General features: G+C 72.0%; 19 protein-coding genes. 18 read left to right on the top strand and 1 reads right to left on the bottom strand.

The window, feature by feature from the left end:
• Window positions 1-7 precede the first annotated feature (7 nt).
• The 18 genes from ACI78V_RS09310 (at window position 8) to ACI78V_RS09225 (ending at window position 20,892) form a co-directional block, all read left to right on the top strand.
• Window positions 8-1,510: a phage tail sheath family protein gene (locus ACI78V_RS09310; RefSeq protein ID WP_456850560.1), complete on the top strand. Its 1,503-nt coding sequence runs from the start codon at window positions 8-10 to the stop codon at window positions 1,508-1,510.
• 37 nt (window positions 1,511-1,547) lie between these two features.
• Window positions 1,548-1,982, top strand: a complete 435-nt coding sequence (locus tag ACI78V_RS09305; RefSeq protein WP_456850559.1) for a phage tail protein — start codon at window positions 1,548-1,550, stop codon at window positions 1,980-1,982.
• Complete coding sequence (locus tag ACI78V_RS09300) at window positions 1,979-3,697, top strand: phage tail sheath C-terminal domain-containing protein (RefSeq protein ID WP_456850558.1); 1,719 nt, start codon at window positions 1,979-1,981, stop codon at window positions 3,695-3,697. Before ACI78V_RS09305 ends, ACI78V_RS09300 begins: the two co-directional genes overlap by 4 nt.
• Complete coding sequence (locus tag ACI78V_RS09295; RefSeq protein WP_456850557.1) at window positions 3,687-4,124, top strand: phage tail protein; 438 nt, start codon at window positions 3,687-3,689, stop codon at window positions 4,122-4,124. Before ACI78V_RS09300 ends, ACI78V_RS09295 begins: the two co-directional genes overlap by 11 nt.
• On the top strand, window positions 4,124-4,327 hold the full coding sequence (locus tag ACI78V_RS09290; RefSeq protein WP_456850556.1) for a hypothetical protein: 204 nt from the start codon (window positions 4,124-4,126) through the stop codon (window positions 4,325-4,327). The genes ACI78V_RS09295 and ACI78V_RS09290 overlap by 1 nt, the downstream gene beginning before the upstream one ends.
• Complete coding sequence (locus ACI78V_RS09285) at window positions 4,324-5,010, top strand: CIS tube protein (RefSeq protein ID WP_456850555.1); 687 nt, start codon at window positions 4,324-4,326, stop codon at window positions 5,008-5,010. Before ACI78V_RS09290 ends, ACI78V_RS09285 begins: the two co-directional genes overlap by 4 nt.
• Entirely contained in the window at window positions 5,007-6,140 is a 1,134-nt protein-coding gene (locus ACI78V_RS09280; protein WP_456850554.1) for a phage late control D family protein, read from the top strand. The genes ACI78V_RS09285 and ACI78V_RS09280 overlap by 4 nt, the downstream gene beginning before the upstream one ends.
• Window positions 6,137-6,688: a phage baseplate assembly protein V gene (locus ACI78V_RS09275; protein WP_456850553.1), complete on the top strand. Its 552-nt coding sequence runs from the start codon at window positions 6,137-6,139 to the stop codon at window positions 6,686-6,688. Before ACI78V_RS09280 ends, ACI78V_RS09275 begins: the two co-directional genes overlap by 4 nt.
• Window positions 6,689-6,715: 27 nt before the next feature.
• Window positions 6,716-7,105, top strand: a complete 390-nt coding sequence (locus ACI78V_RS09270; RefSeq protein WP_456850552.1) for a PAAR domain-containing protein — start codon at window positions 6,716-6,718, stop codon at window positions 7,103-7,105.
• A gap of 1 nt (window position 7,106) precedes the next feature.
• On the top strand, window positions 7,107-7,538 hold the full coding sequence (locus ACI78V_RS09265; protein ID WP_456850551.1) for a GPW/gp25 family protein: 432 nt from the start codon (window positions 7,107-7,109) through the stop codon (window positions 7,536-7,538).
• Window positions 7,531-9,495, top strand: coding sequence for a putative baseplate assembly protein (locus ACI78V_RS09260; RefSeq protein ID WP_456850550.1), 1,965 nt, complete (start codon window positions 7,531-7,533; stop codon window positions 9,493-9,495). The genes ACI78V_RS09265 and ACI78V_RS09260 overlap by 8 nt, the downstream gene beginning before the upstream one ends.
• Window positions 9,492-11,525, top strand: a complete 2,034-nt coding sequence (locus ACI78V_RS09255) for a phage tail protein (RefSeq protein WP_456850549.1) — start codon at window positions 9,492-9,494, stop codon at window positions 11,523-11,525. The genes ACI78V_RS09260 and ACI78V_RS09255 overlap by 4 nt, the downstream gene beginning before the upstream one ends.
• Before the next feature lie 67 nt (window positions 11,526-11,592).
• Window positions 11,593-12,831 carry a hypothetical protein gene (locus tag ACI78V_RS09250; RefSeq protein ID WP_456850548.1) on the top strand — a complete coding sequence of 413 codons (1,239 nt, stop codon included), beginning with the start codon at window positions 11,593-11,595 and terminating at the stop codon, window positions 12,829-12,831.
• Window positions 12,828-14,207 carry a hypothetical protein gene (locus tag ACI78V_RS09245; RefSeq protein WP_456850547.1) on the top strand — a complete coding sequence of 460 codons (1,380 nt, stop codon included), beginning with the start codon at window positions 12,828-12,830 and terminating at the stop codon, window positions 14,205-14,207. Before ACI78V_RS09250 ends, ACI78V_RS09245 begins: the two co-directional genes overlap by 4 nt.
• Window positions 14,204-15,592, top strand: coding sequence for a hypothetical protein (locus ACI78V_RS09240; RefSeq protein WP_456850546.1), 1,389 nt, complete (start codon window positions 14,204-14,206; stop codon window positions 15,590-15,592). Before ACI78V_RS09245 ends, ACI78V_RS09240 begins: the two co-directional genes overlap by 4 nt.
• Before the next feature lie 40 nt (window positions 15,593-15,632).
• Window positions 15,633-16,649: a hypothetical protein gene (locus tag ACI78V_RS09235; protein ID WP_456850545.1), complete on the top strand. Its 1,017-nt coding sequence runs from the start codon at window positions 15,633-15,635 to the stop codon at window positions 16,647-16,649.
• A gap of 122 nt (window positions 16,650-16,771) precedes the next feature.
• A complete protein-coding gene (locus tag ACI78V_RS09230; RefSeq protein WP_456850544.1) occupies window positions 16,772-18,754 on the top strand; it encodes a hypothetical protein in 1,983 nt (660 codons plus the stop codon).
• Window positions 18,754-20,892, top strand: coding sequence for an ATP-binding protein (locus tag ACI78V_RS09225; RefSeq protein WP_456850543.1), 2,139 nt, complete (start codon window positions 18,754-18,756; stop codon window positions 20,890-20,892). Before ACI78V_RS09230 ends, ACI78V_RS09225 begins: the two co-directional genes overlap by 1 nt.
• Before the next feature lie 86 nt (window positions 20,893-20,978).
• Here the strand turns inward: ACI78V_RS09225 and ACI78V_RS09220 are convergent, their stop codons facing one another.
• Window positions 20,979-24,191: a phage tail protein gene (locus ACI78V_RS09220; RefSeq protein ID WP_456850542.1), complete on the bottom strand. Its 3,213-nt coding sequence runs from the start codon at window positions 24,189-24,191 to the stop codon at window positions 20,979-20,981.
• Between the last annotated feature and the right edge of the window lie 900 nt (window positions 24,192-25,091).

Genomic DNA, 25,091 nt, shown 5'->3' with positions numbered 1-25,091 from the left:
CGCTGGCATGGTCGGTCCCACGCTCAGAGGGCCGGTCTACCCACGCCTGGTCACTTCGTGGCTGGAGTTCCAACGCTGGTACGGCGGCCTGGCCGATGCCACGAGCCCGGCCGTGTACACGACCTGGGCGGCCCGGGGGTTCTTCGACAACGGTGGCACGCGGCTGTTCATGGCCCGCGTCGCGGGCGCCGGCGCCCGGCGCGCCCAGCTGCAACTCGCCGGCAGCAACCGGATGACCATCGCAGCCGCAGGCCCCGGCAAGCTCGACGACCAGATCTTCGTCCGGGTGACCGATCCGACCGCACGGGACCCGAAGAGCACGGCCACGCCACGTCCGGCCGACCCAGCGCGCGTGCGGGTCACTATCGCCTTCTACGACCGGCCGTACCAGCAGTCGCAGTTCATCGACCCGACAGACCCGGCCAAGCGGTCGGACCCCAACCGTCGAGAGCCCACCCAGCTGGAGGACTACGACGACGTCCTGGTCCAGGACCTGGAGACCGCCGTCCTGAGCTCGTCACTGGTGACCGCCGCCTTCGAGACGGGCAAGCCCATCGCCCGGCCGACGAACGCCGCCTTCACCCCGCTCACCAACGGAGCCGAGGGCGCGTCCCTGGCGGTCAGTGACTACCTCGGCGACGCCACCAAGCCCGCTGAGGAGCGCCAGGGTCTCGAAGGGCTCAAGACCGTCGATGAGGTGTCCCTGCTCGTGGTGCCCGATGAAGCGGTCACGGCCGGCCTCACCGAGGAGGTGCGCAAGCAGTGCGACGAGCTCCGCGACCGATTCGGGATCCTGCAGACCCGGCGCGACCAGGTGAACCCGAGTGCCATCATCCCGCCGTTCACGTCCTCCTACGTCGCGCTCTACTTCCCCTGGATCCGTGTCATGGACCCGGTCACGCAGGCGACGCTGCTCGTCCCGCCGGCCGGGCATGTCGCCGGCGTGTACGCGGCGACCGACCAGACCAGGGGAGTGCACAAACCGCCCGCGAACGTCGACCTGAAGGGCATCGTCACCAACGACCTCCCGGGCAACCGCAAGCCGCTGGGGTACACGGCGTCGAAGGGGGACCAGGACGTCCTCAACCCCCGCGGCGTCAACGTCATCCGTGACTTCCGAGCCGACCGGCGGGGGATCCGGGTGTGGGGAGCGCGCACCCTGGCCGACAACGCCCAGTGGAAGTACGTCAACGTCCGCCGGCTCTTCATGTTCGTCGAGGAGTCGGTCGAACAGGGCACGCAGTGGGTGGTGTTCGAACCCAACGACGAGTTCACCTGGGCGAGGGTGCGCCGCAGCATCGAGAACTTCCTCACCAGCGTCTGGCGGGGCGGGGCGTTGATGGGGACCACCCCGGACGAGGCGTTCCAGGTCCGTTGCGATCGCACGACGATGACCCAGGACGACATCGACAACGGCCGGCTCATCTGCCTGATCGGCATGGCGCCGGTCCGCCCGGCCGAGTTCGTGATCCTCCGGTTCACCCAGCGGACCGTCGAGGCGACGTCCTGATCTCCGACCCCACCGACACGGCCACGGGAGCAGCGCCATGCCGACGAACGACCGCAACGACCCGTACACCGCCTTCAACTTCCTCGTTGAGATCGACGGGGTCGTGGTCGGCGGCTTCTCGGAGTGCTCGGGCCTGCAGACGGAGACCCCGCCGATCGAGTACCGCACCGGCGCCGAGGACATCACCGTCCGCAAACTCCCCGGCCTGCGCAAGAACCCGAACATCGTGCTCAAGCGCGGCTTCACCGCCAGCAAGGAGCTGTGGGAGTGGCGCAAGAAGGTGATCAACGGCAAGACCGATCGCCGGTCCGGATCGGTGACGCTGCTGGACGAGGCGCGGCAGAAGGCCCTGGAGTGGAAGTTCCGTGAGGCCTGGCCGTCGAAGTGGGACGGGCCCACGCTCAACGCGAAGAACAACGAGATCGCCATCGAGACCCTCGAGATCTGCCACGAGGGGTTGGAACTCGCATGACCGCCCCAGCCACGGCCGGTGCTCTCCCGCGCGGCGCCCCGGGCGTCGACATCGAGTGGGTGTCCGCCGACCGGCCGGTCCCGGCAGCGCGCCGCACCGACGTGGCCGCGTTCGTCGGGTTCGCCTCCCGGGGACCGGCACACGAGCCCACCCGGATCGGCAGCTCCTCGCAGTTCCGCGCCGTGTTCGGTGGCCACGACGCCCGCTTCTGGCTGGCCCACGCCGTCGACGGGTTCTTCGCCAACGGTGGGGACACCTGCTGGGTCGTCCGGGTGGTCGACCCGGATACGGCGGCGCCGGCCACGGCCTCGCTGCCCGGGACACCGGGCACGCTCTCGGTCACGGCCACGGCCACGAGCGGGGGAGGCTGGGCGAACGGGACCCGGCTGGTGGTCGACGTCGACGCCGACCGCTTCACCTTGACGATCGACTCGCCCGCGGGCCGCGAGGCATGGCCCGACCTGAGCCTGGACGGCGACAGCGCCCGGTTCGCCGGGACGCTGGTCAACGACGAGTCGCGTGGCTCGCGGATCATCCGGCTCGGCGTGCCGCCCACCCCGGGGCTCAGCTCCGGGGGGACACGCCTCAGCGGGGGGCGCGACGGCCTCGCAACCGTCGGCCTGCGCCACCTGCTCGGCGACGGCGGCCGTCCCGACACACCTCTGGGCCTGGCGGCACTCGACGCCCTCGCCGAGGTCAGCCTGGTCGCACTGCCCGACGCCGTCCCGCGGGACGTCCGGCGCACCCCGGTACCACCGGCACCGCAGCCGGTGCCGTGCTGCTCGGAGGCGACCACCCTGCCGCCGACCACCCTGCCGCCGACCACCCTGCCGCCGACCACCCCGCCCGACGCCGGCGAGCAGCCGCCGGGGTGGACCCGGGAGGAGGTCGGGGCCTCGTGCGCCACCTTGCTCGACAGCTGCGCCCGGCATCACCGCTTCGCCCTGCTCGACGTGCCGGACGCCCGCGTGCAGCCCGACGGGGCGATCGCCTGGCGCGACCACCTCGGCCTGCGCAGCAACGCAGGCGCCTTCGGCTGCCTCGTCTACCCGTGGATCCTCACCGCGGACCCGCTCGGTGCGCCCGGCGACGTCATGGCCGGGCCGACCTGCGGGCACGTGGCCGGGATCGTCGCTCGCAGCGATCGCGCGGTCGGGGTGCACAAGGCGCCGGCCAACGAGACCGTCGCCGGCGCACTCGACGTCGCCTACGTCGTCGATGATCCGGCGCTCGGAAGGCTCAACGACCGGTCGGTCGACACCGTGGCCACGCGCCCGGGCCGAGGGATCCGGCTGATGGGGGCACGGACGCTCGCCGGGGATCCGGCGTGGCGGTACACGAATGTGCGGCGCCTGGTGAGCATGGTGGAGCTGTCACTGGAGACGCTGCTGGCCTGGCTCGTGTTCGAGCCGAACCTCGGCAGCCTGTCCGCCGAGGTCGAGCGCGAGGTCCGCGCATTCCTGACCGCGTTGTGGGAGCGCGGCGCGCTGGACGGGGCGCGCGTCGAGGACGCCTTCAGCGTGCGGTGCGTCCCCTCGAACAGCGGCGCGCAAGACGCGGACCCCGGCCGCCTGCTGTGCCTGATCGGCCTGCAGCCGCCGTTGCCCGCCGAGTTCGTCACGGTCCGAGTGGCGGTCACCGAGGCCGGCGTGCAGGTCGACGGCGAGCAGGGCCGCCAGGTCCGCTCCGTCTCGGGAGGTTCTAGTGCCCGCTGACGACCGGCAGGACCCCTTCCTCGCCTTCCGCTTCGAGGTCCGGCTGGCCGGCCTGCCGGCGGCGGGGTTCTCCGACTGCTCCGGGCTCATCATCGAGACCGAGGTGCAGGACCACCCCGAGGGTGGTCTCAACGATGCCGTGCACAAGCTCATCGGCCGGACCAAGCAGGCCAACCTGGTGCTGAAGCGGGGCATCGTCGACCGGCGCATCTGGGACTGGTACGCCGACCTGATCGCCGGCCGCGTCACGACCCGCAACGGATCGGTGGTCATCCGGTCCCTCGACGGTGCCGAGGCCGTGGCCGAGTGGGAGTTCTCCAACGCGCTCCCGGTCAAGTGGTCGGGGCCGGACCTCAACGCCAACCAGTCCGCGATAGCCGTCGAGACCGTCGAGCTGGTGCACGGCGGGCTACGCAGGAGGACCTGATGCCCGTGCACATCGAGGAGCTCTCCGCCGAGGTGGTGCTGCACTCCGGGGAGGTACCGCTGACCGCCGAGCAGCTCGACCTGATCGCCGACCACGTCCTGCGGCGCCTGGCCGAGCGCCGGCGGGAGGAGAGCCGGTCGCGGCGCGCGGACGCCGTCCGGGGCAGCGCGCTGCCCAAGCCGCTGGGCGGAGGGCGATCGTGAAGCTGGACCACGTCGTCATCGAGCTGCTGGACGTCGGCGCGGTCGACGGAGCCAAGGGGCTGCAGCGGCGCATGGAGGTGCAGTACAACCCCACCCAGTACAGCTTGGCCAAGAGTGCGCAGATCGCCGAGATCGCCATTCCGGGCATCGACGCGCCGATCCAACAGTTCATCCGTGGTCAGGTCGAGAAACTCACCCTCGAGCTGCTGTTCGACACGGCCGCGCGGGGCATGGACGACGACGCCCAGGACGTGCGCACGCTGACCGGGCCGATCTACGAGCTGGTTCGCATCCAGCCGAAAACGCACGCCCCGCCACGGGTGCGGGTCACCTGGGGGACCGGGCTGTCGTTCAAGGCGATCGTGGAGACCATCGATCAGAAGTTCACCCTGTTCAACCCGCATGGAACGCCGCTGCGCGCGTCGCTGACCGTCACGTTCCGGGGCTACAAGACCCTGCGCGAGCAGATCGCCGAACTGCGGCTGGAGTCCTCGGACCACACGAAACAGCGGATGGTCCGCCGAGGTGAGAGCCTCAGCCGGATCGCCGGTGAGGAGCTGGGCGACCCGTCGCTGTGGCGGCACCTCGCCGACGCCAACCCCGGCGTCGATGTCCTCGAGCCAGAGCCCGGTGTCGTGCTGCGCATCCCCCCGATCGACCTCTTCCGATCGGCGGCGCGATGAGCACCCAGGCGATCTACGCCGACCAAGACTTCTACGTCCCCGCCTTCGAGCTGAGGCTCCGCGGAGCGAGCGCTCCACGGGACGTCATCCGCGACGTCACGCAGGTGAGCTTCAAGGACAGCCTGATCGACGTGGACAGCTTCGACGTCACGATCAACAACTGGGACGCCGACAGCCGTGCCTTCAAGTACAGCGACGACTACCTGTTCGACCCGGGGACGCAGGTGGAGCTGTGGATGGGCTATCACGACAGTTCCCTGCAGTTGATGATCACCGGCGAGGTCGTCGAGCTGCGCCCGTCCTTCCCCGCCTCGGGCCAGCCGACGCTGACCATCCACGGCATGAACCTGCTGCACCGTCTGCGGAAGGAACAGCGCTCCCGGTCCTACGTGGACAAGACCGACACCGAGATCGCCACGCTGATCGCCGCGGACCTCGGGGTGACGCTGGCCCCTGCCTCCGCCGACGTGCGCATGCGCGAGCCGCGCAACGCCTATCTCGTCCAGGACAACGCGTACGACATCGTCTTCCTGCTCGACCGCGCCCGGAGGATCGGCTACGAGCTGCGCGTCGACGAGATCGGCACCGATGGCACGGTGCAAAGTCGCCGGCTGGTGTTCGCCCCATCGACGACGGTGGCCCGGCCGACCTACGAGCTGCGCTACGGCCAGTCGCTCATCGAGTTCCAGCCCAACCTGAGCACCGCCAACCAGGTCGGGTCGGTCGTCGTCCGCGGCTGGGACGCGGCCAACAAGAAGAGCTTCGAGCACACGGCCACGCTCGACGACCTCAAGACCCGCGGGCTGGGGCCGCAGGGACGCAACGCCACCCTCTACCGGTCGTTCCAGGACCGGAAGGAGGTCATCGCGACGGCGGTGGTGGGCAGCAAGGCCGAGGCCGAGCAGCTCGCGCTGGAGACGCTGCAGCTGATCGCGAAGGGGCTGGTCACCGGGAGCGGCTCGGTCGTCGGGCTGCCGGACCTGCGGGCGGGCAGTGTGGTGATGATCTCCGGCATCGGCACCCGGTTCGACGGTCGCTACTTCGTCACCGAGACGACCCACACCATCGGCGACGGCGGGTACACGACCCAGTTCGGCTTCCGCCGCGAAGAGATCAAGGGGGGCTCATGACCGAGGGCCAGCCCGGGGTCTTCGTCGGGATCGTCGAGGATCTCGACGATCCCGACGGCCTGGCGCGGGTGCGGGTCACCCTGCCGCACCTGGACAACCAGGTCAGTGACTGGGCGCGGCTCTCGGTGCCGATGGCCGGTAAGGACCGCGGCACGTTCTTCCGCCCGCAGAAGGGCGACGAGGTCCTGCTCGCCTGCGAGCACGGTGACCCGCGGCGGCTGTACGTGCTGGGGTCGCTGTGGAACGGGCAGGACAAGCCTCCCTCGGGGATGGGTGAGCCGGAGGACAACGCGATCCGCGCCATCGTGACCCCACGCGGCCAGCGCATCGTCCTGGACGACACCCCGGGCGCGGAGAAGATCCAGGTGCTGGACAGCTCGGGCAAGCAGACCGTCGTCATCGACGGCTCCACCATCACGGTCCACGCCGACGCCGGAAAGGTCGACGTCACGGCGTCGGGCGACGTCAGCGTCTCCGCCGGGGGCGACCTGACGCTGCATGCGGCCAGGACGGTGACCATCACCGGCACCAAGGTCAACATCAACTGAGCACGGGCGCATCCAGGGAGCAGCCAGATGGGCATGCCAGCGGCCAAGCAGGGCGACCGGATCGTCGCCGTCGACGTTCACTTGATCCAGCCACCGGGTCCCACCTCGCCGGTACCCGTGCCGCACCCGTTCTCCGGCCCGCTCTCCGGCGGTCTCAGTGCGACCGTCTTCATCGAAGGCAGGGCGGCGGCGACCGTGGGCTCCACGGCGCAGAACACCCCCCGGCATGTGCCGATCGGTGGCTCGTTCGTCGTCCCGCCCACCGACCGGGGTGAGGTCGCCATGGGGAGCGCCACCGTGCGGGTGGAGGGCAAGGCCGCCGCCCGGGCGGGCGACCCGGCGACCACCTGCAACGACCCCGTCCCGATGGCGACCGGCTCGGTCGTGGCCACGAGCACCGTGCTCATCGGGGGCTGAGATGAGCGGCGTGCTCGGCGCCGGCTGGCGCTTCCCGGTGCGCCCGGGCCAGGACGGTGGGCTCGCGCTCGTGGGCGGTGACGAGCGCATCCGGCAGAGCATCTGGCTGGTCCTTGCCACCGCGCCCGGCGAGCGGGTGATGCTGCCGGACTTCGGCTGCGGCGTGCACGACCTGGTGTTCCAGCCCAACACCGCCGCCGTCCGCGGCTCGGTGCGGGCAGAGGTCCGGGATGCGCTCGTCCGGTGGGAGCCTCGCATCGACGTCATCGACGTCGCCGTGACGCAGCCTCCCGACCGTCCCGAGGTGATGCTCATCGAGGTCGAGTACCGCATCCGGTCGACCAACGCCTTCTACAACCTGGTCTACCCGCTGTTCATCACCGAGGGGATCGCGGCCGGCCGCGGACGGGGCGGGGTGCTCGATGATGCCTGACCGGCCACCCCCGCTGGATGCGCGCACCTACGAGGAGTTCAAGCGCGACCTCCAGCTGCTGATCCCGCGGTACACCCCGGAGTGGACCGACTGGAACGAGAGCGACCCTGGGACCACGCTGCTGGAGCTCTTCGCGTGGCTGGCCGACTCGGTGGTCTACCGGCTCAACCAGGTGCCCGACGCGCTATACCTCAAGTTGCTCGAGCTGATCGGCATCCAGCCCGCCGCGGCCCTGCCGGCGCGGGTGCACCTGACCTTCACGCCGAACGCCGGCAGCATCGCCGACCCGATCGTCGTGCCGCTCGGCACGGTGGTGTCGGCGGATGGCAGCGACGGCCGGCCGGTGTACTTCGAGACCGAGGTCGCTCTGGGGGTGACGCGGTTCCCGCTGAGCGCGCTCCAGGTGTTCGACGGCACGACGCACGGGGTCTCGGGAGCCTTCGCCCCGTTCGGGGAGTCACCCGCGCCGGGCAACGCCGTGTACCTCGGGTTCGGACCGGTGCCACCCGACGTGACCCGGTCCGCGTTCCCGGCCCAGCTGCGGCTGCACGTCGTGTCCGCGGCCGGCCGCGGTGCGGTCGCCTCCGACGTGGCCGCTGGCACCTCACGGCCCGCGCCGCCGGTGACCGTCCAGTGGGAGTACCTCGACCAGCTCGCGCCGAGGCAGCGCTGGACGCGGCTGGAGGTCCGTGACGACGCCTCGGTGGCCCTCACCAGGGACGGGGACGTCGTGCTGGACGCCCCGCCGGCAAGGGCGACGGCCCATGGCCCGCTCGGCGCGGTGGCCGAACCCCACTACTGGGTGCGCGGCCGGCTGGTCAGCGGCGTCTACCCCGATGGCGCCGCACCCCTGCTGGAGGCGATCGAGGCCAACACCGTGCCGGCGGTCGGCCTGCGCACCGTCCGGGACGAGCCGGTCGGTACCAGCAACGGCTTGCCGGGGCAGCGCATGCAGCTGGCCAACGGCCTGATCGACGCCGCCAGCCTGCGCGTGGTGGTCACCACCGGCACCCGGGCGGTGCCGTGGACGGCCCGGGAAGACCTGGTCACGTCGTCGCCGACCGATACCCACTTCGTTCTCGACTCGGCGGCCGGGGTGCTGGTCTTCGGTGACGGCGCTCACGCGCTCATCCCACCGGCGGGCAGCGAGGTCACTGCGTCCTACCGGTTCGGCGGCGGCGCCGGGAGCAACATCGCCGCGGGCTCCGCCACCGCGCTCCTCGGGCCGGTCACCGGCGTGTCCGCGGTGACCAACCCGCGGCCGGCCGTCGGCGGGCAGGACCGGCAGACCACCGAGGAGTTGACCCGCCAGGCGCCTGCACGACTGCGGGCCCAGCAGCGCGCGGTCACCGCCGAGGACCTCGTCGACGAGGCACTGCGGGTGGGCGGGGTGGCCCGGGCCACCGTGATCCGCTCCGCGCATCCCGAGTACCCCGGTGTTCAGGTCCCGGGGGCCGTCACCGTGCTCGTCCTGCCGTCGGCCCCGCCGCAGGGCGGAGTGGCGCTGCCGCAGCCGACGCCAGAGCTCAAGGAGGCCGTGGCCCGGCACCTGGACCCCCTGCGCCCGATCACTGCCGAGGTCTACGTCGACGGCCCGACCTACCGCGAAGTGCGTGTCCGTGCGCGGGTGGAGATCCGCGCCACGGCGAGCCCCGATGCGGTGGGCGACGAGTTGCGCCGGGCGCTGCAGGGTTTCCTGTCACCGCTACCGGTGCCCGGGCCCGCCGGGCCGAGCCAGCCCCGGGACTTCGGTGAGGACTTCCATCCCACGAGCCTGTTCCGGGCGCTCCTCGACGTCGACGGCGTCGTGGCCGTTCCCGCTCTGACGATCTGGGTGGACGGCGAGGAGGTGCCCATCACGGTGCCCGTACCCCTGGGACAGGGGGAGCTGCTCGGCGACTCGGGTCAGCACGTGCTGATCGTCGTGCCCCGTCGCGACGCCCAGGGGTCTCGATGACACCGCCGCCCCGATCGGTCCTGCTCGACGGGACGGTCGGCTGGGGCAAGGGGACGTCTGCGGACGTCGGCACGTTCAGCGAGCTGGGGCTGCACCTCGCCGACCCAGCGGGGGTGCGCCGGCTGGCGATGGCGCTGCCGCCCTGGGTGGCGGCCCCCGCCTGGAGCGGCGGGGGAACGGTACCCGCGGACGTCCCTCCGGCGCTGCTCGGGGACGACGGCACGGTGCGGCGGCTGGACCCGGGCACCGGCACGTTCGTCGCCGTGGTCGGTCCGGCCGACCTCGACGTCGCCGCCGACGACCTCAGCGCGCTGACGGTGTCCCATGAGGACGTCTACCTCCTCGACGAGCAGCGCGCCCGGGTCCTCGTCGTCACCTGGCGCGGCGTGCTCCGTGCGGTGCTGACGCCGCCGGCGCGGCCGGTCGCCGTGTGCGGCCTGCCCGAGGGCGCGGCGGTGCTGTGCGTCCCGGCCGACGCAGGCGCGGACGATGCGGGCGCCACCGTGTGGTGGCACCGCACCGGGGAGCTCGCGCTCGAGGTCGACGTCGTCGCGCTGCCACCCGGCAACTGGGCGCGGTGCCTCGCCGGACGCGACGGCGCGGTCTGGACCGTGGACGTCGAGGCGTCCACGGCTGTCCGGGTGGGAGCGCGCGGGGCGGAGTTCTCGACCGACGACGGTCCGGGGCTGGGGCAGGAGGTCCTCCGGCCCGGCGTCGAACTGCTGCCCGACGGCCTGCTGCTGCCCGGGCTGTCCGGACCGGTCGACCGGGACGGGCGGCCGGTGGCCCCGTCCCACGAGCTGACGGATCCGGTGCTGCCGCAGCGCGGTTGGTGGATCAGCGACGTTCTCGACAGCAGGACTTACCGGTGCAGCTGGCACCGCGTCGCGGTGCACGCGCGGGTGGCCCCGCGGACGAGGGTGCGGCTGAGCACGCACACGGCGGACGCGGCACGGCCGGCAGCGGAGCTGGCGAGCCTGCCCGCTCAGGAGTGGCAGCAGACCGGGCGGGTCGACGACGGCGAGACCGACGTCCTCCTGCTCAGCGGGCCCGGGCGGTTCCTGTGGATCCGGGTCGAGCTCGAGGGCGACGGCTATGCCTCGCCCGAGGTGCGCAGCCTGCGGATCGAGTTCCCGCGCCGGTCCTACCTGCGGTTCCTGCCTGCCGTCTGGTCGGCGGACGCCGCCGCGGCGGACTTCCTCACCCGCTTCCTGGCGATGCCCGGAACGCTGCTCGAGTCCTGGGACGCCCTGTTGCAGGACCTACCGCAGTACGTCGACCCGCGCACGACGCCGGACCGCTTCGTCGACCTGCTCGCCTCCTGGCTGCACGTAGCCGTCGAGGGCACCTGGACGCCGGCCCAGCAACGCTGCCTGGTCGATGCCGCCAGCACCTACCTGGCCCGGCGGGGGACCCGTGCGGCGGTGCGTGCCCACGTCGCCGCCTACCTGACCGCGATGTCGGGAGCGGACCCGGACGACGACGGGCTCCCGCGGATCGTGGAGGGCTTCGAGCAGCGGCGATACCTCGTGCTGCCCACCGGCGACCGGCAGCAGCGGCCGCTGTGGGGCCTGGGACGCGTCGGCCGGCTGCAGCCCGACCGCTACGACCAGCTCGGGCAGGTGCGACTCGTCGCCGATGGTGATCCGCAGCTGGACGTCTTCGCCGAGCACGCGCACCGGTTCGCCGTCCTCGTCCCCGCCGGCTCCGCTCCCACCCTCGCCGACCGGGCGATGCTGCGGCGGGCGATCGAGCAGGAGAGCCCGGCCCACGCGCAGGCCAGCCTGGTCCTGGTGGAGCCGGCCATGTGCCTGGGAGTGCAGTCGCAGCTCGGGGTGGACTCGGTGCTGGCCGCACCCGCGCCGGTGCGCCTGGTGTGCCGGAGCACCGCGGACCGGTACCGGGACGAGGGCGAGGACCCGCCGGTGCCCCGGCTGGGCCCGCTCGCCGTCCTGGGCGGTCCGCCCGGCCCGGACGAGGGGACGGTCGGGCATCCGCCATCCGGCGGTGGCCTGCTGGCGGTGTCGTGATGGCAAGTACGGCGGCGGCACAACTACCACACCGGCGGTTCGAACCGGTTCGAGGAGGAGGACGGGCATGAGGAGCGACGTGGCCGCCGAGTGGCACGCGGACCCCTATGACTCGGCAGACCCCCGCGAGCGGATGCGCTGGTTCACCGGCCGCTTCGTCACCGCGCGGGACCTCACCGACGAGCAGGACTACTTCCTGCGCCGTCGCTGGCTGTTGAACCGGGTGCTGCACGGCGAAGGTGTGCTGTGCGGCATGGGGGTGGTGCGCCACGAGCGCATCGACTGCCGCTCCACCACGGTCTTCATCGAGGAGGGCCTCGCCCTCGACTGTGCCGGCCGAGAACTGCTCCTCGACCGCCGCCTCTGCGTCACTTGGCCGCTGCCGGCGGGCGTGGCCACGACGGGGGAGGAGACGGACGCTGCACCGGACGTCGCCCCGGACGCCGCGTCCGGCGACGACGGTCGCCCCGAGGAGGCCGAGGCCGCCGCGGCGTACCACGGGGGCGATCGCCAGGAGGTCCTCCTGGCCGTGCACTACGACGAGGAGGAGGTGGCTCCGCGCCATGCCGTCCGCAGCGGTTGCCCGAGCTCCGTCGTCAAGCAGCCCAGCCGTATCCGCGAGGGGGTGCGGTACCGGCTCTTCGACCGGGACGAGGCGCCGCACTGCTGGCCCGAGGACTGCGGGGAGGACGACCTCCCGGACGAGGCCGCGGGCCCGGGGGGCGGGTGCCTGCGGCCGGTGTGCCGCTGCGGAGGATGGCTGCCGCTGGCGGTGCTCAGCCGCCGGGGCGGCGGACCGATCCAGATCACCGTCATCGCCCCGGGCCGGCCGACCAGGATCACCGGGACCAACTGGGAACACGGCAGCTCCCTGGACCTGCGGGACATCGCACGCCGACAGGGCCGTCTTGAGGTCGAGTTCGATCGTCCACTGCGCCCGGCGCAGGACGAGGCCCTGGGGATCAACCAGTTCACCTTCCGGGTGGAGATGCTCGGCGCCCAGCGCGCATCAGAGCTCGTGCCCTTCGACCGGGCACCAGAACTGGAGACCCCGACGAAGGCCGTGTTCACCATCGACCCCGACCTGTGGCACCCGGCTCGGGCCGGGGGCCCGCGGCGGTGGCGGGGGAGCCTCGACGGGCAGGTCGTGATGGTCACGCTGCTGTGCGACTTCATCCTCGACTGCTATGGCAAACCGGTCGACGGCGAGCACCTCCGCGGGACGACGCCGAGCGGGAACGGCACACCCGGCGGGGTGTTCCGCAGCTGGTTCACGGTCACCAGGAACGAGGGAGACGGGTCATGACGGCCTACCAGATCCCACCGGAGGCGACGCGGACGCCAGCAGCGGACGAGGGCTCGGACTGGGGGATCGACGAGGCGAGCTGCGGCCTGCCGTGCCTGGCCCGGCCACGGTTCTACTGCGGGATGGTGCTCACCGACGACCACCTCAACGACCTCGCCCGTTGGGTACGGCAACGGCTGTCCTTGCACCGGTTCGTCGAGGGGTGGGGGGTCGCGCAGGGCCTGGAGGTCGGGCAGCGCCGGGCCGACCCGTCCTCGACCGGGCAGCGCCGGGCCGACCCGTCCTCGACCGGGCAGCGCCGGGGCGAACTGCCCTCGGTGCTCGTCGTCGGACCGGGGTACGCGCGGTCCTGCTGCGGCGACGACATCGTGGTCTGCGACCAGCTGACCGTGGACGTGTGCAGTGTCTGGGCGGATCCGGTCTGCGCCGATCCGGGGCAACCGGACGGTGAGGCGGCCGACGGGACCGAGCGACGGGTCGTGGACCTCCTCCTGCTCCCCGCCGCGATGCCGGTCGACCCGACCTGGGTCAGGTCGGCGTGCGAGTGCGGCGAGCACAACGGGCCCGAGCACGAGCGCGTCGTCGAGGGCGGCGTGCTGCAGCTGGTCGACGTCGCCGACTCCCGCACCGACCCGGCGACGCTGGCGGCACAGCACTGGCGGGACGGCCTCCGGTCGTGCGCGCAGGTGCTCAGCGAGTACGCCGCCGCGTTCTCGGAGGCACCCATTCCGGAGGAGTTCCGCCGGTGGCTGCTCGGCTGGATCGACCGCCAGGACGCGGACCTGCTCCCGCTGTTGGCCGGGATCCGCGACAGGGTGCGGGCGCGCGGGATCGGTGATGCGTCACCCGTCACCGTGCTCGCCCAGCTGGTACGCGAGTTGCGGAACCACCACCTGACGACGACGTTCGCTGCCTGCGACACCGCCTCGGGTGTCCGCCTGGCCCGGGTCTGGGCGTCGCGATCGGACGACGGCACCTGCGCGGTCGACTGCGTCGACGCCCGCCCGCCCTTCCGGCACGTGCTCACCGCACCCGGCTGGCCCAGCCCGCCCGGCGAGGTGAGCCTGTCGTCGGCGCTGTGGCAGCGCTGGGACGTCGCGCAGGACCTGCTCCTGGGACTCGGCCTGCAGGTCACCGGCCAGGCCGAGGACCTGCCGGCGGACGCCACGTCGTTACGGGAAGCGCTCGCCGACGAGGTGGTCTCCGCCGTCCGAGGATCAGCGGTGGAGGCAGTTCTGCACGTGGACCCCTGTGGCCCCGACGACCCCGACGACGCCCACCGGCGGGTGGCCTGGCTGCGGCGGCCGACGCCCCGGGCGGCGGCCACCGGTCCGGCTCCGCGCACGTCGAGCCGCCGGAAGGAACCGGCGACGTGACCGCGCCCCGGTCGCCCGACGCGGCCCCGGCCCCGGCCGCGACCGCCCGGCCGGTGTACCGGGACCGGCAGGTGCTCACCGTGGAGTCGCTCCGGCTGGAGCAGACCGCCAGGGAGGAGTCGCTGCAGCGGCACGTGACCGGGGTGCACGGCACACCCACCAGCACGGTCGGTGGGGTGGCCGCGGGGCTGCGGCTGGTGGGGCATGGGAAGGACAGCGTCGTCGTCACCTCAGGTCTCGCGGTGGACGGGTGTGGTGAGTACCTCGGACTGGAGGCGGACGTCACGGTTTCCCTCGAGGAGGGGACGAGCTTCCTGGTGATCGTCCGGACCGGCCGCGGGAGCCGGATAGCGGTGCTGGACAACCCGCCTCCGCCACCGTCGCGGCGATCGGGCCCCGCCTGGCCCGTCGTGCTCGGCACGGCCACCCGTGCGGCCGGCGTCGACGTCGAACCACACGTGACCGGGCGCGAACAGCTGGTGCTGACCGCGCAGACGATCACCGCTCCGGCGGGGACGGGCAGGGTCGTCCTCGGGCCCGTCCCCGGACGTCCGAACCGGGTGCTGGGCATCGAGCTGCCCGGCACCGACGGAGGCCTGACGGAGACCACCACGGTGCAGGCGACGGGGAACGGCCATGTGCGGGGAGACGTCCGGGGCGACGTCCGCGCCCGGAGTCTCCAGGCCACCGCGCTCGCCTTCGACGAGCCCGTCCCACCTCCCGCCGAAGCGGCGCCTTGGTCGCTCTACCGGACCGCGGTCGAACGCGCCGACGGCGCGGCGGAGCAGCTGCGAGCGGAGGTGGGGGAGGTGCGCGCGGGGATCCCGGCGACCTCGCAGACGTTCCGGGTGGTGCAGGCCGGGAATCCGTCACCGGACCTGCTGGTCGTCGATGCGGCGGGCACCGTGACCATCCCCGGCGGGCTCCTGGTCCGCGGTACGGCTACCTTCCGCGGGGGTGGTGGACCCGGGGGCGCGGCGACCAGTGCGGCCGAGCTGGCTCTGCAGACCGCGGACGTCCTCGCCCGAGCGCAGCAGCTGCTCGCCGCCCGCGCCGACCTCGACCTGACCGCGCGGCAGGACGGCCTGCCCGGCTTCTCGGGCACCACCCTGCGCTACTCCGTGGCCCTGGCCGCCGGGCCCGGAGTCCCCCTGCACTCCGTCGCGGCCTACGAGACGGTCGTCGCCGGTGAGGAACGGCTGCGCCATGGGTTCGTCGTCCAGGGGCTGGACCTGGCCGCGGGTGCCCGGCACGTGCTGTCCCGTGAGATCGACGTCTCCTCGGTGCCACCCGGCGTCGCGATCGACCTTACGGTCCTGGCGGTCGGCGTTGGGCCCGATGGTCAACCCCGCACCGGCACCTACGTCGGGCGGGCGCGGCGTTGAGGGAACCGGGCGCGGCGACCACGAGCAGCAGGAGGACCGGATGAACAGCTTCCCCACCGCGGTGCACTACCACCACGGCCAGAACCTCTCCAGCGCGCTGTTCCGCAGCGAGCAGGAGTACCACTTGACCGCCCGCGAACGGCACAACCTCACCGCGCACGAGTGGGGCATCGCGCTCGGGCTCGAGCTGACCGGCGACGCCGTCGGCCCCGGCGTCGCGATCGACGGCTACGGCCGCGAGCTGGTGCTGCCGGTGCGCACCCAGTTCGACCGGCAATCGGCGTTCGACCTCTACGGCGTCGACTCACTCGATGTCGCCCTGGTGTACGACCGCGCCGTCCAGCCACCGGGCGACGTGGTCCTCGAGCGCCCGCGGATCGTCCTGGGCCCGGCAGCCGAAGCGGGTGCCGACCGGCGGTCGCCTCCGGACGGCGCTCCGCTCGACGCGATCTCGGCGGCGACCCGGCCTGCACCGCACGACCTCGCCCATCCCTGGCCGGTCCACCTCGGCACCGTGACCCGCGACCCCACCGACCCGACCGCGGCTCCTGCCGTCGGCACCGACGGCCGGCCGTACATCGGGGTCCGGGCCGAGCGCGTCGACACACCCGACGGGACGGCCGCCCTCGTCCTCGGCACGGAGGTCACCGTCCGGGCCCCGGCGCAGAAGGGGCAGGCCCCCAAGGACGTCCTCATCTGGCGGCCGAAGGGATCGGCGCCGCGGGCGGGGTTGGTCATCGATGGCGAGCTGTCCGTGGCGGGCGGGGTCACGGTCACCGAGGGGCCGGTGCGGCTGCCCGCGGCGCAGGTCGCCGTCAGCCCGGCCGGCTGGAAGATCGAGCACGTCAAGCCGACGGCCCAGGGCGCCCCGGAGCAGCTGCGGCTGGTCCTCGGCAATCCCCCGGGAGCGGTGAACCGCACGGAGTTCGTGGTCGGCGCCACCGTGGACGGTGCGTTCACGCCGTGCCTGACCGTCGCGGCCGACGGAACGGTGACGGTGCACGGGAACCTCGTCGTCAACGGTGACACGACCCTCAAGGGTCAGGTCAGCACGTGATCGCGGGCCCCGGCGGTGGAGCGGCCCCCAGTTGGCCCAGCAGCGTGGGACACCTGACCTGCCGTGCGGTCCTCGTCGGGGAGCCCTCGGCGGCAGCGGCAGCACGTCACCGGGTGGAGACGATGTGCCGCGACGAGCTCCCCGCTGCCCTCTCCACGGCGGTCGATGCGGCCCTGGCCGGGGACTCGGCCGTGCACGTGATCCGGCGGATCACCTGCACCGGTCGGCTGACGCTGTCGCGTGACTCCGGAACGCTGCTCGCCCAGGCGCTCGTGTCCTCCGTCGTCCGTGCGGTCAACGGTGCCGGGCCCCCGGGTGTGGAGGTCGTGACTTTCCCGTCGACCGCCGAGTACGTCGCCCGCTTCCTCGACGAGCTGGTCCGCGGCTACGCCTGGGACCGCTGGTACTTCCACCCCTTCCGCCGGCTCGCCGGGCGTGCGGTCGACGACGTGATCCGCGCGCTGCACGAGGAGCACGGCGCCGGGTTTCGCCTGGTGTGGCAGGCGCTGCACCGCGGCCGTGCGCTCGGCGCCGTGCTCGCTGCCGCCGGCGAGGACACGGTGGCCGAGGTCTGGCACGGCACGGCCCGGGTCGAACCGGGGGTGGTCCAGTGGCAGACCATCGCCCGGCTGGCGACCGGGCTCGTCGGGCAGCTCGGCTGGTCGATCCGCCCGGACGCCGACCCGACCGCGGTCGGCGAGGAGCTGGCAGCCACCAGCGGCACGGACCTGGACTGGACCGACCCGGGCGCGCTCACCGACGCCGTGCTGCGCGCCGTCCGCCGGATCGCCGAGCCCCCGGGTGACCCGGGACCGGCCGGCATCCCGGAGGACTCCACGCAGACCTGGGACTGGCTGGACGCGGAGGCTCTCGTACGCGGACTGCAACGCATCCAGCAGGCCGGCAGCGTCGGCTCACCTCCGGCCGGACTCCCGTCGGCGGTCCCACCGGAGCTGCCCGTGCCGGCCATGGCGCGGACCCCGCGGCAGGCGGCCGTCGAGCAACTGCTCCAGGACCTGTTGCAGGAGCACGCCGTGGTCGTCGACCGCCGACGGCCGGCGTCGGCAGCGGTGCAGCTGTGGGCCGCGCTCGTCGACCGGCGTCCCGAACTGACGGACGAGGACTGGCTGCGCGCCGCGGTACGACGGTTCGTCGAGTCCGGTACGTGCGACGCGGCGGCCGACGGCGCGGACACCGGCATGTGGACGCCCAGCGCGCGACCCGAGGCAGGTCGGCGTCCCGAGGCGGGCAGGGAACCCGAGCCGGGCAGCGACGTCGACGCTTGCTCTGCCGGGGTGTTGCTGCTCCTGCGCAGCCTCGATGCCCTGCGCCTGCCACACCTGTGCCGCCAGCACGGTGTGGCTGCCGGGACGCTGCTGCGGGCGCTGGCGCTGCGCTGGGCCGGACCCGGCGTCCCTACGAAGGACGTCGCCCAGGCAGTGGCGCCGGTGGTCGGAGATCCGCAGGAGCGATCCGGTGACGGGCTGCCCGTCGAGGCGGTGCGGGGCCTCGCGACGGCGGTGCTGCAGGGGCTGCTCGGGCAGCGGCGGCTGGCGTCGGACGCCGTGCGACTGCACGTGATCTCGTCCTCCCCCTCCGGTTACGCGACCATCGCCGGCGATGCACAGGGCGTGTACTGGCCGGTCGGCGTCCCCGGCCGCGGGCCGAGTGAGGAGGAGGCGCTCCGAGGGATCTGGGCGAGCGCGGCCGGCAGACCGGCGGTCGCCGTCCGGCCCCCTCCATCGGACGGCGAGGACCCGGGGCGGGACGCACTGCTGGCCGCGCTCGCCACGGTCGGGCACGCACACACCGGCGACGCCGGGACTGACCTGTCGCTCGACCTGCTGGCCCTCACGCTGCTGCGCGAGTGGGCTCAGTGGCTCCGCGGCTTCGCCACGGCGTCCGCGCCGTTTCTGCTGTCCCGCTTCGTCCGACGTCCCGGCCGACTGGTGCGCACCGGGCCGGACGCGTGGACGGTGCGGCTGCGCCCGGCTCCGCACGACGTCGTGCTGGACCTGGCGGGCTACCTGGGCGGCTTCGAGCCGGTCTGCGCATGGACCGACCCGCCGCTCCTCCGGCGGCTCGAGTTCGTGGTGGGGGAGTGATGACACAGCCGTACTGCTCGAGCAGGGAACACCTGCTGGAGGAGTTGGCCGTCGCCGACGTGCTGGTCAAGGCGCAGACCCGGCGGTGGCGGACGATGGTCGCCTCCACCAAGAGCGACTGGTCGATGGCCTACGTCGACGACCGGGAGGTGGAGCGCTACCTCGGCAGCCGCTTCGACCTCGGCATCCCCGCGGACCCGGCCGAGGCGACGATGGCCGGCGGGAACCGCAGGGACATCGCGGCGCGGGTCGCCGCGACTCATCTGGCGGGTGGGTCGCTGCGGCTGGAGGAGCTCGTCTCACGCTTCGGACTGGGCTGCAGGGAACGGCAGATCCTGCTGCTGGCGCTGCTGCCGGAAGTGGACAGCAGGTACAGCAGGCTCTACGGCTACCTGCTCGACGACGGCAGCCGGTGGGCGCCCACGATCGGCCTGCTCGACGAGATGCTGGCGCACCACGGTCAGTTCGCGGCCCGGGGGGTTCTCGAACCCGGCTGTCCACTGGTCGACCACGAGCTGGTCGTCGTCGCCGACTGGTCGGCGGCTGACGGCCCGTCCCGGCGTGCGGTGCGTGTCGACGACCGCGTCACCGCGTTCCTGCTGGGCAGTGATGCGATCGACCCGCGGCTCCGCTCAACCGTGCGTGTCCTGGACGACGACCACGACGTCGTGGAGCTGTCAGACGAGCGGGCCGAGCTGGTGCGCGGGCTGGCGGCCGAGGGCGGCCCCCGGATCGTGCTCAGCGGCGGTGATCCCCGGGCGTACCTCCGCACGGTTGCTGCCATCGGCCGGCTGATCGTGCGACCTGTCCTCGTCGCCGGGGCGGGAGAGGTGGGGGAGACCGTCGGCCCTTGCGCGGTCCGCCTCGTGGTGCGTGAGGCGCGGCTGCGAGGAGCCGTGCTGTTCTGGCAGGACTGCGAGGCGTTGTTCGACCGTGGCCGCCCGGTTCCTGCCTGGGACACCCTGATCCACGAGTCGGCGCGGTACCCGGGGCTGACGGTGCTCGACCAGGCCGCGCCGTGGGACCCGGAGGGGCGGGCACGGTCGACGCGCATGGTCCGGTGGGCGCTGCCCCGTGCCGGGGCGCCGGAGCGCAAGGCGCTCTGGCAGCGGCTTCTCTCCGACCTTCCCGGGGAGGCGATCCCGGACACGGACGTGACGGCTCAGCGGCTGGCCCAGACCTTCGAGCTGTCCCGCTCGCAGATCGAGGACGCCGCGGCGTCGGCGGAGGACCTGGCGTTCGCCGAGCGGCCGGGAGCAGCCACGGTCACGGTCGACCACATCCTGGAGGCGTGCCGCCGGCAGACGGGTCGGCGGCTGCTCACCTTCACCCAGCGGGTGCCCGTGCCGCCGAGACTGGACCTCGACGCCGAGATCGTGCTGCCGGACGAGCAGAAGCGGCAGTTGTACGACCTCGTCGACCGCATCCGGCTGCGGAACGTCCTCGCCGAGCGGCACCCTGAGGATGCCTGGCGCCGGCCGAGCGGGGTGGTGTGCCTGTTCGCCGGGTCGTCCGGAACCGGCAAGACCCTCGCGGCGGCCTGCGTGGCCAGCGCCCTGGGCAAGGACCTGCTCAAAGTCGACCTCCCGGCGGTGGTGAGCAAGTGGGTGGGGGAGACGGAGAAGAACCTGCAGCAGGTGTTCGCTGAGGCCGAGGACGCCAACGCGGTCATGTTCTTCGACGAGGCGGAGTCGTTCTTCGCCAAGCGCGGTGACGTCAAGGGCGCGCAGGACCGCTGGGCGATGATGGAGACCGACTACCTCCTCCAGCGCATCGAGGGCTACACCGGCGCGGTCATCCTGGCCACGAATTTGCGCCAGCAGATCGACGAGGCATTCCTTCGCCGCATCCACGTGATCGTCGACTTTCCTTTTCCCGATGCACGGCAGCGTGCAGACCTGTGGCGACGCGCGCTGAGGCGGTGTCACCCCAGCACAAGAGACGACGATCTTGAACGCGAATATGGAGTTATGGAACTGGCAGAGCAGTACAGCTTCAGTGGTGCTGCTATCGACAACATCGTTGTGAACGCCGAAATTGCAGCGCTCTCCGCCGGTGGCGAGAGGATGCAGCCCGGCCTCATACGTGAGGCCACGACTGCAGAACTGCGCAAGAGTGGTCGCAGTATGGGGATCTAGCGCAACGTGATGGGGATCTAGCCCAACGTGGCCGGTGTGACCCTATGAATTCTTCTGTCACCCTCCGCCCATCGCCCCAGGAGTGTTCAGCCGACATCTCCAGCGAGAATAGTAACACTATCGGGCCCCGGAGGTGTGGCATTGGTCAGTATCCACCACTTTCCTGCGGCCTTCGCTTGTGCATAGCAGGCGACCACGACTTGCTCGTAGATTTCACGGCGGAGGGCCTGCATCGCATCTGGCTTGAGGTACTGGCCGCGCACATCAACAATGATGGCCTGCAGCTGGGCGTGAGCTGGGAGTGAACCGAGCCGGATGGCATATTGACGTCTAAGTTCTTGAATCAGCTCGGCTCGGCCCTTTGGGCGATTGATGATGTAGCGCTTGGTTTCGATGGACCAGCTGGACAACTCCAAGTCGGGGATAGTGGTCGTGGATCCCTGAGGATCGACTCCTCGCGGCACGGATCGTCGGACTTGAGTCGCGGCACCGACGCTTTCGTGTAGCCATACCACTTCTTGCTCGGAGGCTCGTCCATCCTGCGGCAGGTCGCCTGACCATGCCCTACGGGCGTTTTCCTCCATCCAAGCCTTTTTCTTCGGATCCGCCTCGCTAGCCGCACGGTTTTGCCATCGTGCAGCCAACTCATTTCGAGCGGTCTGGTCAAGTACCGCTACGCCGGGCGGTGGATTGGCGGGATCGAGCCCGGACGGCTTTCGCTGACTTGCCGATTGGAGGTTGAGGGTGGCCTTGGCCTTGCCGGCCGAGCTTTTTGTCACCTTGGGGCCGGTCTTGGCTGCCGAATTCTCTGCTACGACATGGGCAACCGCCCCTTCGGCGTTCTCGCTGTCGATCACAACGGAGAGGACCCGGACTTGGTGCTTATCCCTGATTCGTGTCAGCGCCTTCGTCGCGTCTGCGATATCATTCTTGTCGTCCTGCAAGGCCTCCTGCGCCTCGCCCAATGCCGCATCACGTGCCACCTCCCTCTCGGCGGGGGTCTGCTCTTCCCTCTTACGCCCAGAACCGAGCGTCTTGCCTAGGACCTTGACGAGGGCCACCGCCTTGGTGATCAGCCACTTGACTGCTGCATGCACGGGCGCCTGAATTTTGGTGATGATGGCCTTAATCTTTTCGGAAATGTTACCGAGCCCCAGCAGGCTGGCCAGGAAGCCGATGGTTACCGGCAGCGCCTTAGCCAGTGCAGCCTCGACCTTCTTGGCGGCGTTGCCTAGAGAGCCCGCGGCAATTTCGGTGACGGTGTCGACGATGGCGGCGACGAACTCGAGGATCTGCTTCCCGCGGGTGACGACGAACTGCAAGATGTCGTAGATCGCCTTGCAGGCCTTGATGAAGGCGGACGCCGGGTTCAGCAGCCCGATCAGCCAGGCGATGCCGGCCTTCACCACGTTGGTGATCAGCCAGTCCTCGAGCTGGTCGACCACCATTGCCTTGAGGTTGGCCAGCTGCTCCTTCACCCAGTTCCACAGGGCGCCGGGACCCTCGCGAATCAGCAGGACGATCGGCTCGGCTGCGGTCTCCAGGACGGCGACGATCGGCTCGCCCACCACCTCGACCGCGATCTTGCGGATGTTGGCCCAGGTGAGTCCCAGCACCTGCATGACCAGGTGGAAGACACCCTTGAGGTCCCACGTCTGCGGCAACGTGATGCCGGCGCTGGCGAACTGGCCGAACAACCACTGGAAGAAGCCTTGCTTGAGGTGGGTGGCGATGTTGTCCAGGAAGCCCTGCACGCCCTGGCCGACCGCCGCGACGAGGTTGCCGAGGAACCGGATGGGATCGGCGATGATCACGTCGAGTGTGCTGGCCGCCTTCGCCAGCACCGTCATCAGCAGGTCCTTGAGCTCCAGGATCGTCTTGACCGTGCCGGTGACGGCACTGACGGCCTTGGAGAGGAAACCCTCGTTCTCCTTCTGCAGCTCGGTGATGCGCTCGTCGAGCTGGTGCACCGCGTCCTGGTAGTTCGCGACGAGGGTGTCGACGAGCTGCTCCTGCTTCGCCGAGATGGACGCGTCGAGGCCGTCGAACTTGGCGCCGATCTGCGCGGCGGCCTCCAGGCCCACCTCACGCAGCGCCGGGTCCAGCTTCTCGACGGCCTCGGCCACCTCCTTGCGGCCGGCTGCAGCACACGCCTTCGCCTCGTTGAGGCCGTTGGCGACCAGCTCGGCGACGTGGTCGATCGCCGCGTCGACCGCGGCGAGGAACTCGGTCCGGCCGGCGTCGTAGATGGCCTGGACGCCCTCAGGCAGACCCCAGGTGAGCAGTTTGTCGTCGATCCACACGAGCGGGTCGGAGTACCGCTCGTCCAACTTGCGCTCGACGTAGCTCTCGAAGGCCTTCCGGGCGTCGGTGATCGCCGCACTGAAGGCGTCGGCGACCTCTTTGTCCAGCGCCTCCAGCCGGGCCTCGACGTCCTTCGCGGTCTTCGCATAGATGTCCTCGAACTGTTGCGCGATCCCGGCGCGGGCGGCCTGGTCCGCCCCCATCGTCGTCTTCTGCTGGTCCCCGACCTGCCCGAGCAGGCCGGCGCGTACCTCGTGCATCGCGGCGGTCTTCTGCTGCCCGGCCGCCACGGCCTGCCCCTGCGCGGAGGTGAGGGTGGCGGCTTCCCCGGCGCGGTACCGCTGCGGCACGCCGGCCGCGTGGTCCGCGGATGCCTGCTTGTCGGCGAGGGCGGCGGTGAACGTGGGTTCGTTGGACGCGGCGAGCTGCTCGTCGGTGACCTTGGCGCTGCGCATCGTCGCCGCCAGCGACTCCTGACCGGCGACGATCGGGCCGGTCACGGTGGCCTCGGCCCGCGGCTTGGGCACGGCCTGCCCCGTCCCGATGTCGGCCGGTGCCGGCCCGGCGGACAGCCCGGGCAGGGGAGCCACCGGCTTGGGGCTGATCCCGGACTGGTCCGGAGCCGCGGCGGACTCGCCCTTGATCTGCGACCCGGCGCTGGCTGCGCCCGCCTTGGCATCGGTGGTGAGCTCACCGCCCAGTGTGGTCAGGGCGCCCGATGTCGGGAACTCCCGAGCCTCCACCGGGTTCCTGGGCTTCTTCTGCTCCAGTCGCGCCCGCAGCAGCGTGGCGAACGCCCGTGCGTCGAACGGCTTGGGCTCCTGGGCGTCGATCCGTCGCACCTGCTGCGCTGCCGCCGCGGCGCGGACCTCGCCGGCCGGGCCGGGTGCCGCAGCCTGCGCGGCGCTCGCGGCAGCGGGGGCGCTGCCGTGCCGGCGCTGAGCCGCGGCGACTGCGCCGATGCGGTGCACCGTCGCCTGGAAACCAGGGTCCACGTGCGGTGAGCGCATCTCCGACGCCGCCCCGGCGCCACCGGTAGGTGCCGGGCCGGCCGCGCCCTCGGCTGCAACGACGCCTGCTGCCGGGACGCCGCCCGGCGCAGGCACCCCGCCTGCCGGCGGCGCTGGGCCGGCCGGCGCTGCCGGAATCGCCCTGCTCGGCGCGGTCGCCAGCGCAGGATCGGCTGATGGAGCCGCGGGCGCTGCACTCGACGCCGTCGCGACTGGGACGCCCGCCGGTGCAGCTCCCGCACGCACCGGGGCGCCACCGGCGGCTGCGGTCCCACTGGGAGCGGTCGAGGCGCTGGTCGGGGAGAGCCCTGCGGTCGCCGGGGCGAGGCCCCGCGGAGCCGCCGGGGACACACCCGAGGTCTGAGCACTGCGGGTCAGCCGGGCCATGCCCGGCGCCGGCGCGCCGGCGCGCGCCTGCCGGGCCGGCGACGCTGTGGCAGGTGGACGCCCTGTCTGCGCCGGCTCCAGCCGTCCGCCGGCGGCCGGGGGAGAGAGGAGACGGCCGGGTCGTGCGCGCTCGGGCTCCGCCCTCCCACCGGCCTCGCGGCCCGGCAGGGTAGACACGGTGACCGCGGGTGGCCGCGGCCGCCGGTTCAGGGCCGGCTGGAGGGTGCGGGCGCGCTCCTTCGTGGCCATGTGCCGTCAGTCGGGAGCCGACGCGCCGGGCAGCGTGCCGGGCGACGTGCTAGTTGCCAGTGGTTCCGGAGAAGTGTCCACGGCACGGCCTGTTCCCTACCCCGCAGGCGCATGGGGCAGGCCTGCGTTCCCGGCATCGTCGCCCGCGACCCGTCACCCATGCGTCACGGGACCAGCGTGCCTCCTCGTACAAGCCCTCCAGGTCCGACACCCGGTGACGGTCGGGCGATGCCGCGGTGACGGCGCGAG

This window comes from Geodermatophilus sp. SYSU D00742 (assembly GCF_054049935.1).
The sequence above is the reverse complement of the archived record's forward strand: the minus strand, read 5'-3'. Positions and strand labels throughout refer to the sequence as shown.

What these genes read in the sequence shown, in the direction of transcription:
- ACI78V_RS09310 (WP_456850560.1), top strand. Translation starts at nt 8, where the DNA reads ATGGTCGGTCCCACGCTCAGAGGGCCGGTCTACCCACGCCTGGTCACT.
- ACI78V_RS09265 (WP_456850551.1), top strand. Translation starts at nt 7,107, where the DNA reads ATGAGCGGCGTGCTCGGCGCCGGCTGGCGCTTCCCGGTGCGCCCGGGC.
- ACI78V_RS09235 (WP_456850545.1), top strand. Translation starts at nt 15,633, where the DNA reads ATGAACAGCTTCCCCACCGCGGTGCACTACCACCACGGCCAGAACCTC.
- ACI78V_RS09230 (WP_456850544.1), top strand. Translation starts at nt 16,772, where the DNA reads ATGTGCCGCGACGAGCTCCCCGCTGCCCTCTCCACGGCGGTCGATGCG.
- ACI78V_RS09300 (WP_456850558.1), top strand. Translation starts at nt 1,979, where the DNA reads ATGACCGCCCCAGCCACGGCCGGTGCTCTCCCGCGCGGCGCCCCGGGC.
- ACI78V_RS09225 (WP_456850543.1), top strand. Translation starts at nt 18,754, where the DNA reads ATGACACAGCCGTACTGCTCGAGCAGGGAACACCTGCTGGAGGAGTTG.
- ACI78V_RS09275 (WP_456850553.1), top strand. Translation starts at nt 6,137, where the DNA reads ATGACCGAGGGCCAGCCCGGGGTCTTCGTCGGGATCGTCGAGGATCTC.
- ACI78V_RS09245 (WP_456850547.1), top strand. Translation starts at nt 12,828, where the DNA reads ATGACGGCCTACCAGATCCCACCGGAGGCGACGCGGACGCCAGCAGCG.
- ACI78V_RS09305 (WP_456850559.1), top strand. Translation starts at nt 1,548, where the DNA reads ATGCCGACGAACGACCGCAACGACCCGTACACCGCCTTCAACTTCCTC.
- ACI78V_RS09270 (WP_456850552.1), top strand. Translation starts at nt 6,716, where the DNA reads ATGGGCATGCCAGCGGCCAAGCAGGGCGACCGGATCGTCGCCGTCGAC.
- ACI78V_RS09290 (WP_456850556.1), top strand. Translation starts at nt 4,124, where the DNA reads ATGCCCGTGCACATCGAGGAGCTCTCCGCCGAGGTGGTGCTGCACTCC.
- ACI78V_RS09280 (WP_456850554.1), top strand. Translation starts at nt 5,007, where the DNA reads ATGAGCACCCAGGCGATCTACGCCGACCAAGACTTCTACGTCCCCGCC.
- ACI78V_RS09250 (WP_456850548.1), top strand. Translation starts at nt 11,593, where the DNA reads ATGAGGAGCGACGTGGCCGCCGAGTGGCACGCGGACCCCTATGACTCG.
- ACI78V_RS09260 (WP_456850550.1), top strand. Translation starts at nt 7,531, where the DNA reads ATGCCTGACCGGCCACCCCCGCTGGATGCGCGCACCTACGAGGAGTTC.
- ACI78V_RS09255 (WP_456850549.1), top strand. Translation starts at nt 9,492, where the DNA reads ATGACACCGCCGCCCCGATCGGTCCTGCTCGACGGGACGGTCGGCTGG.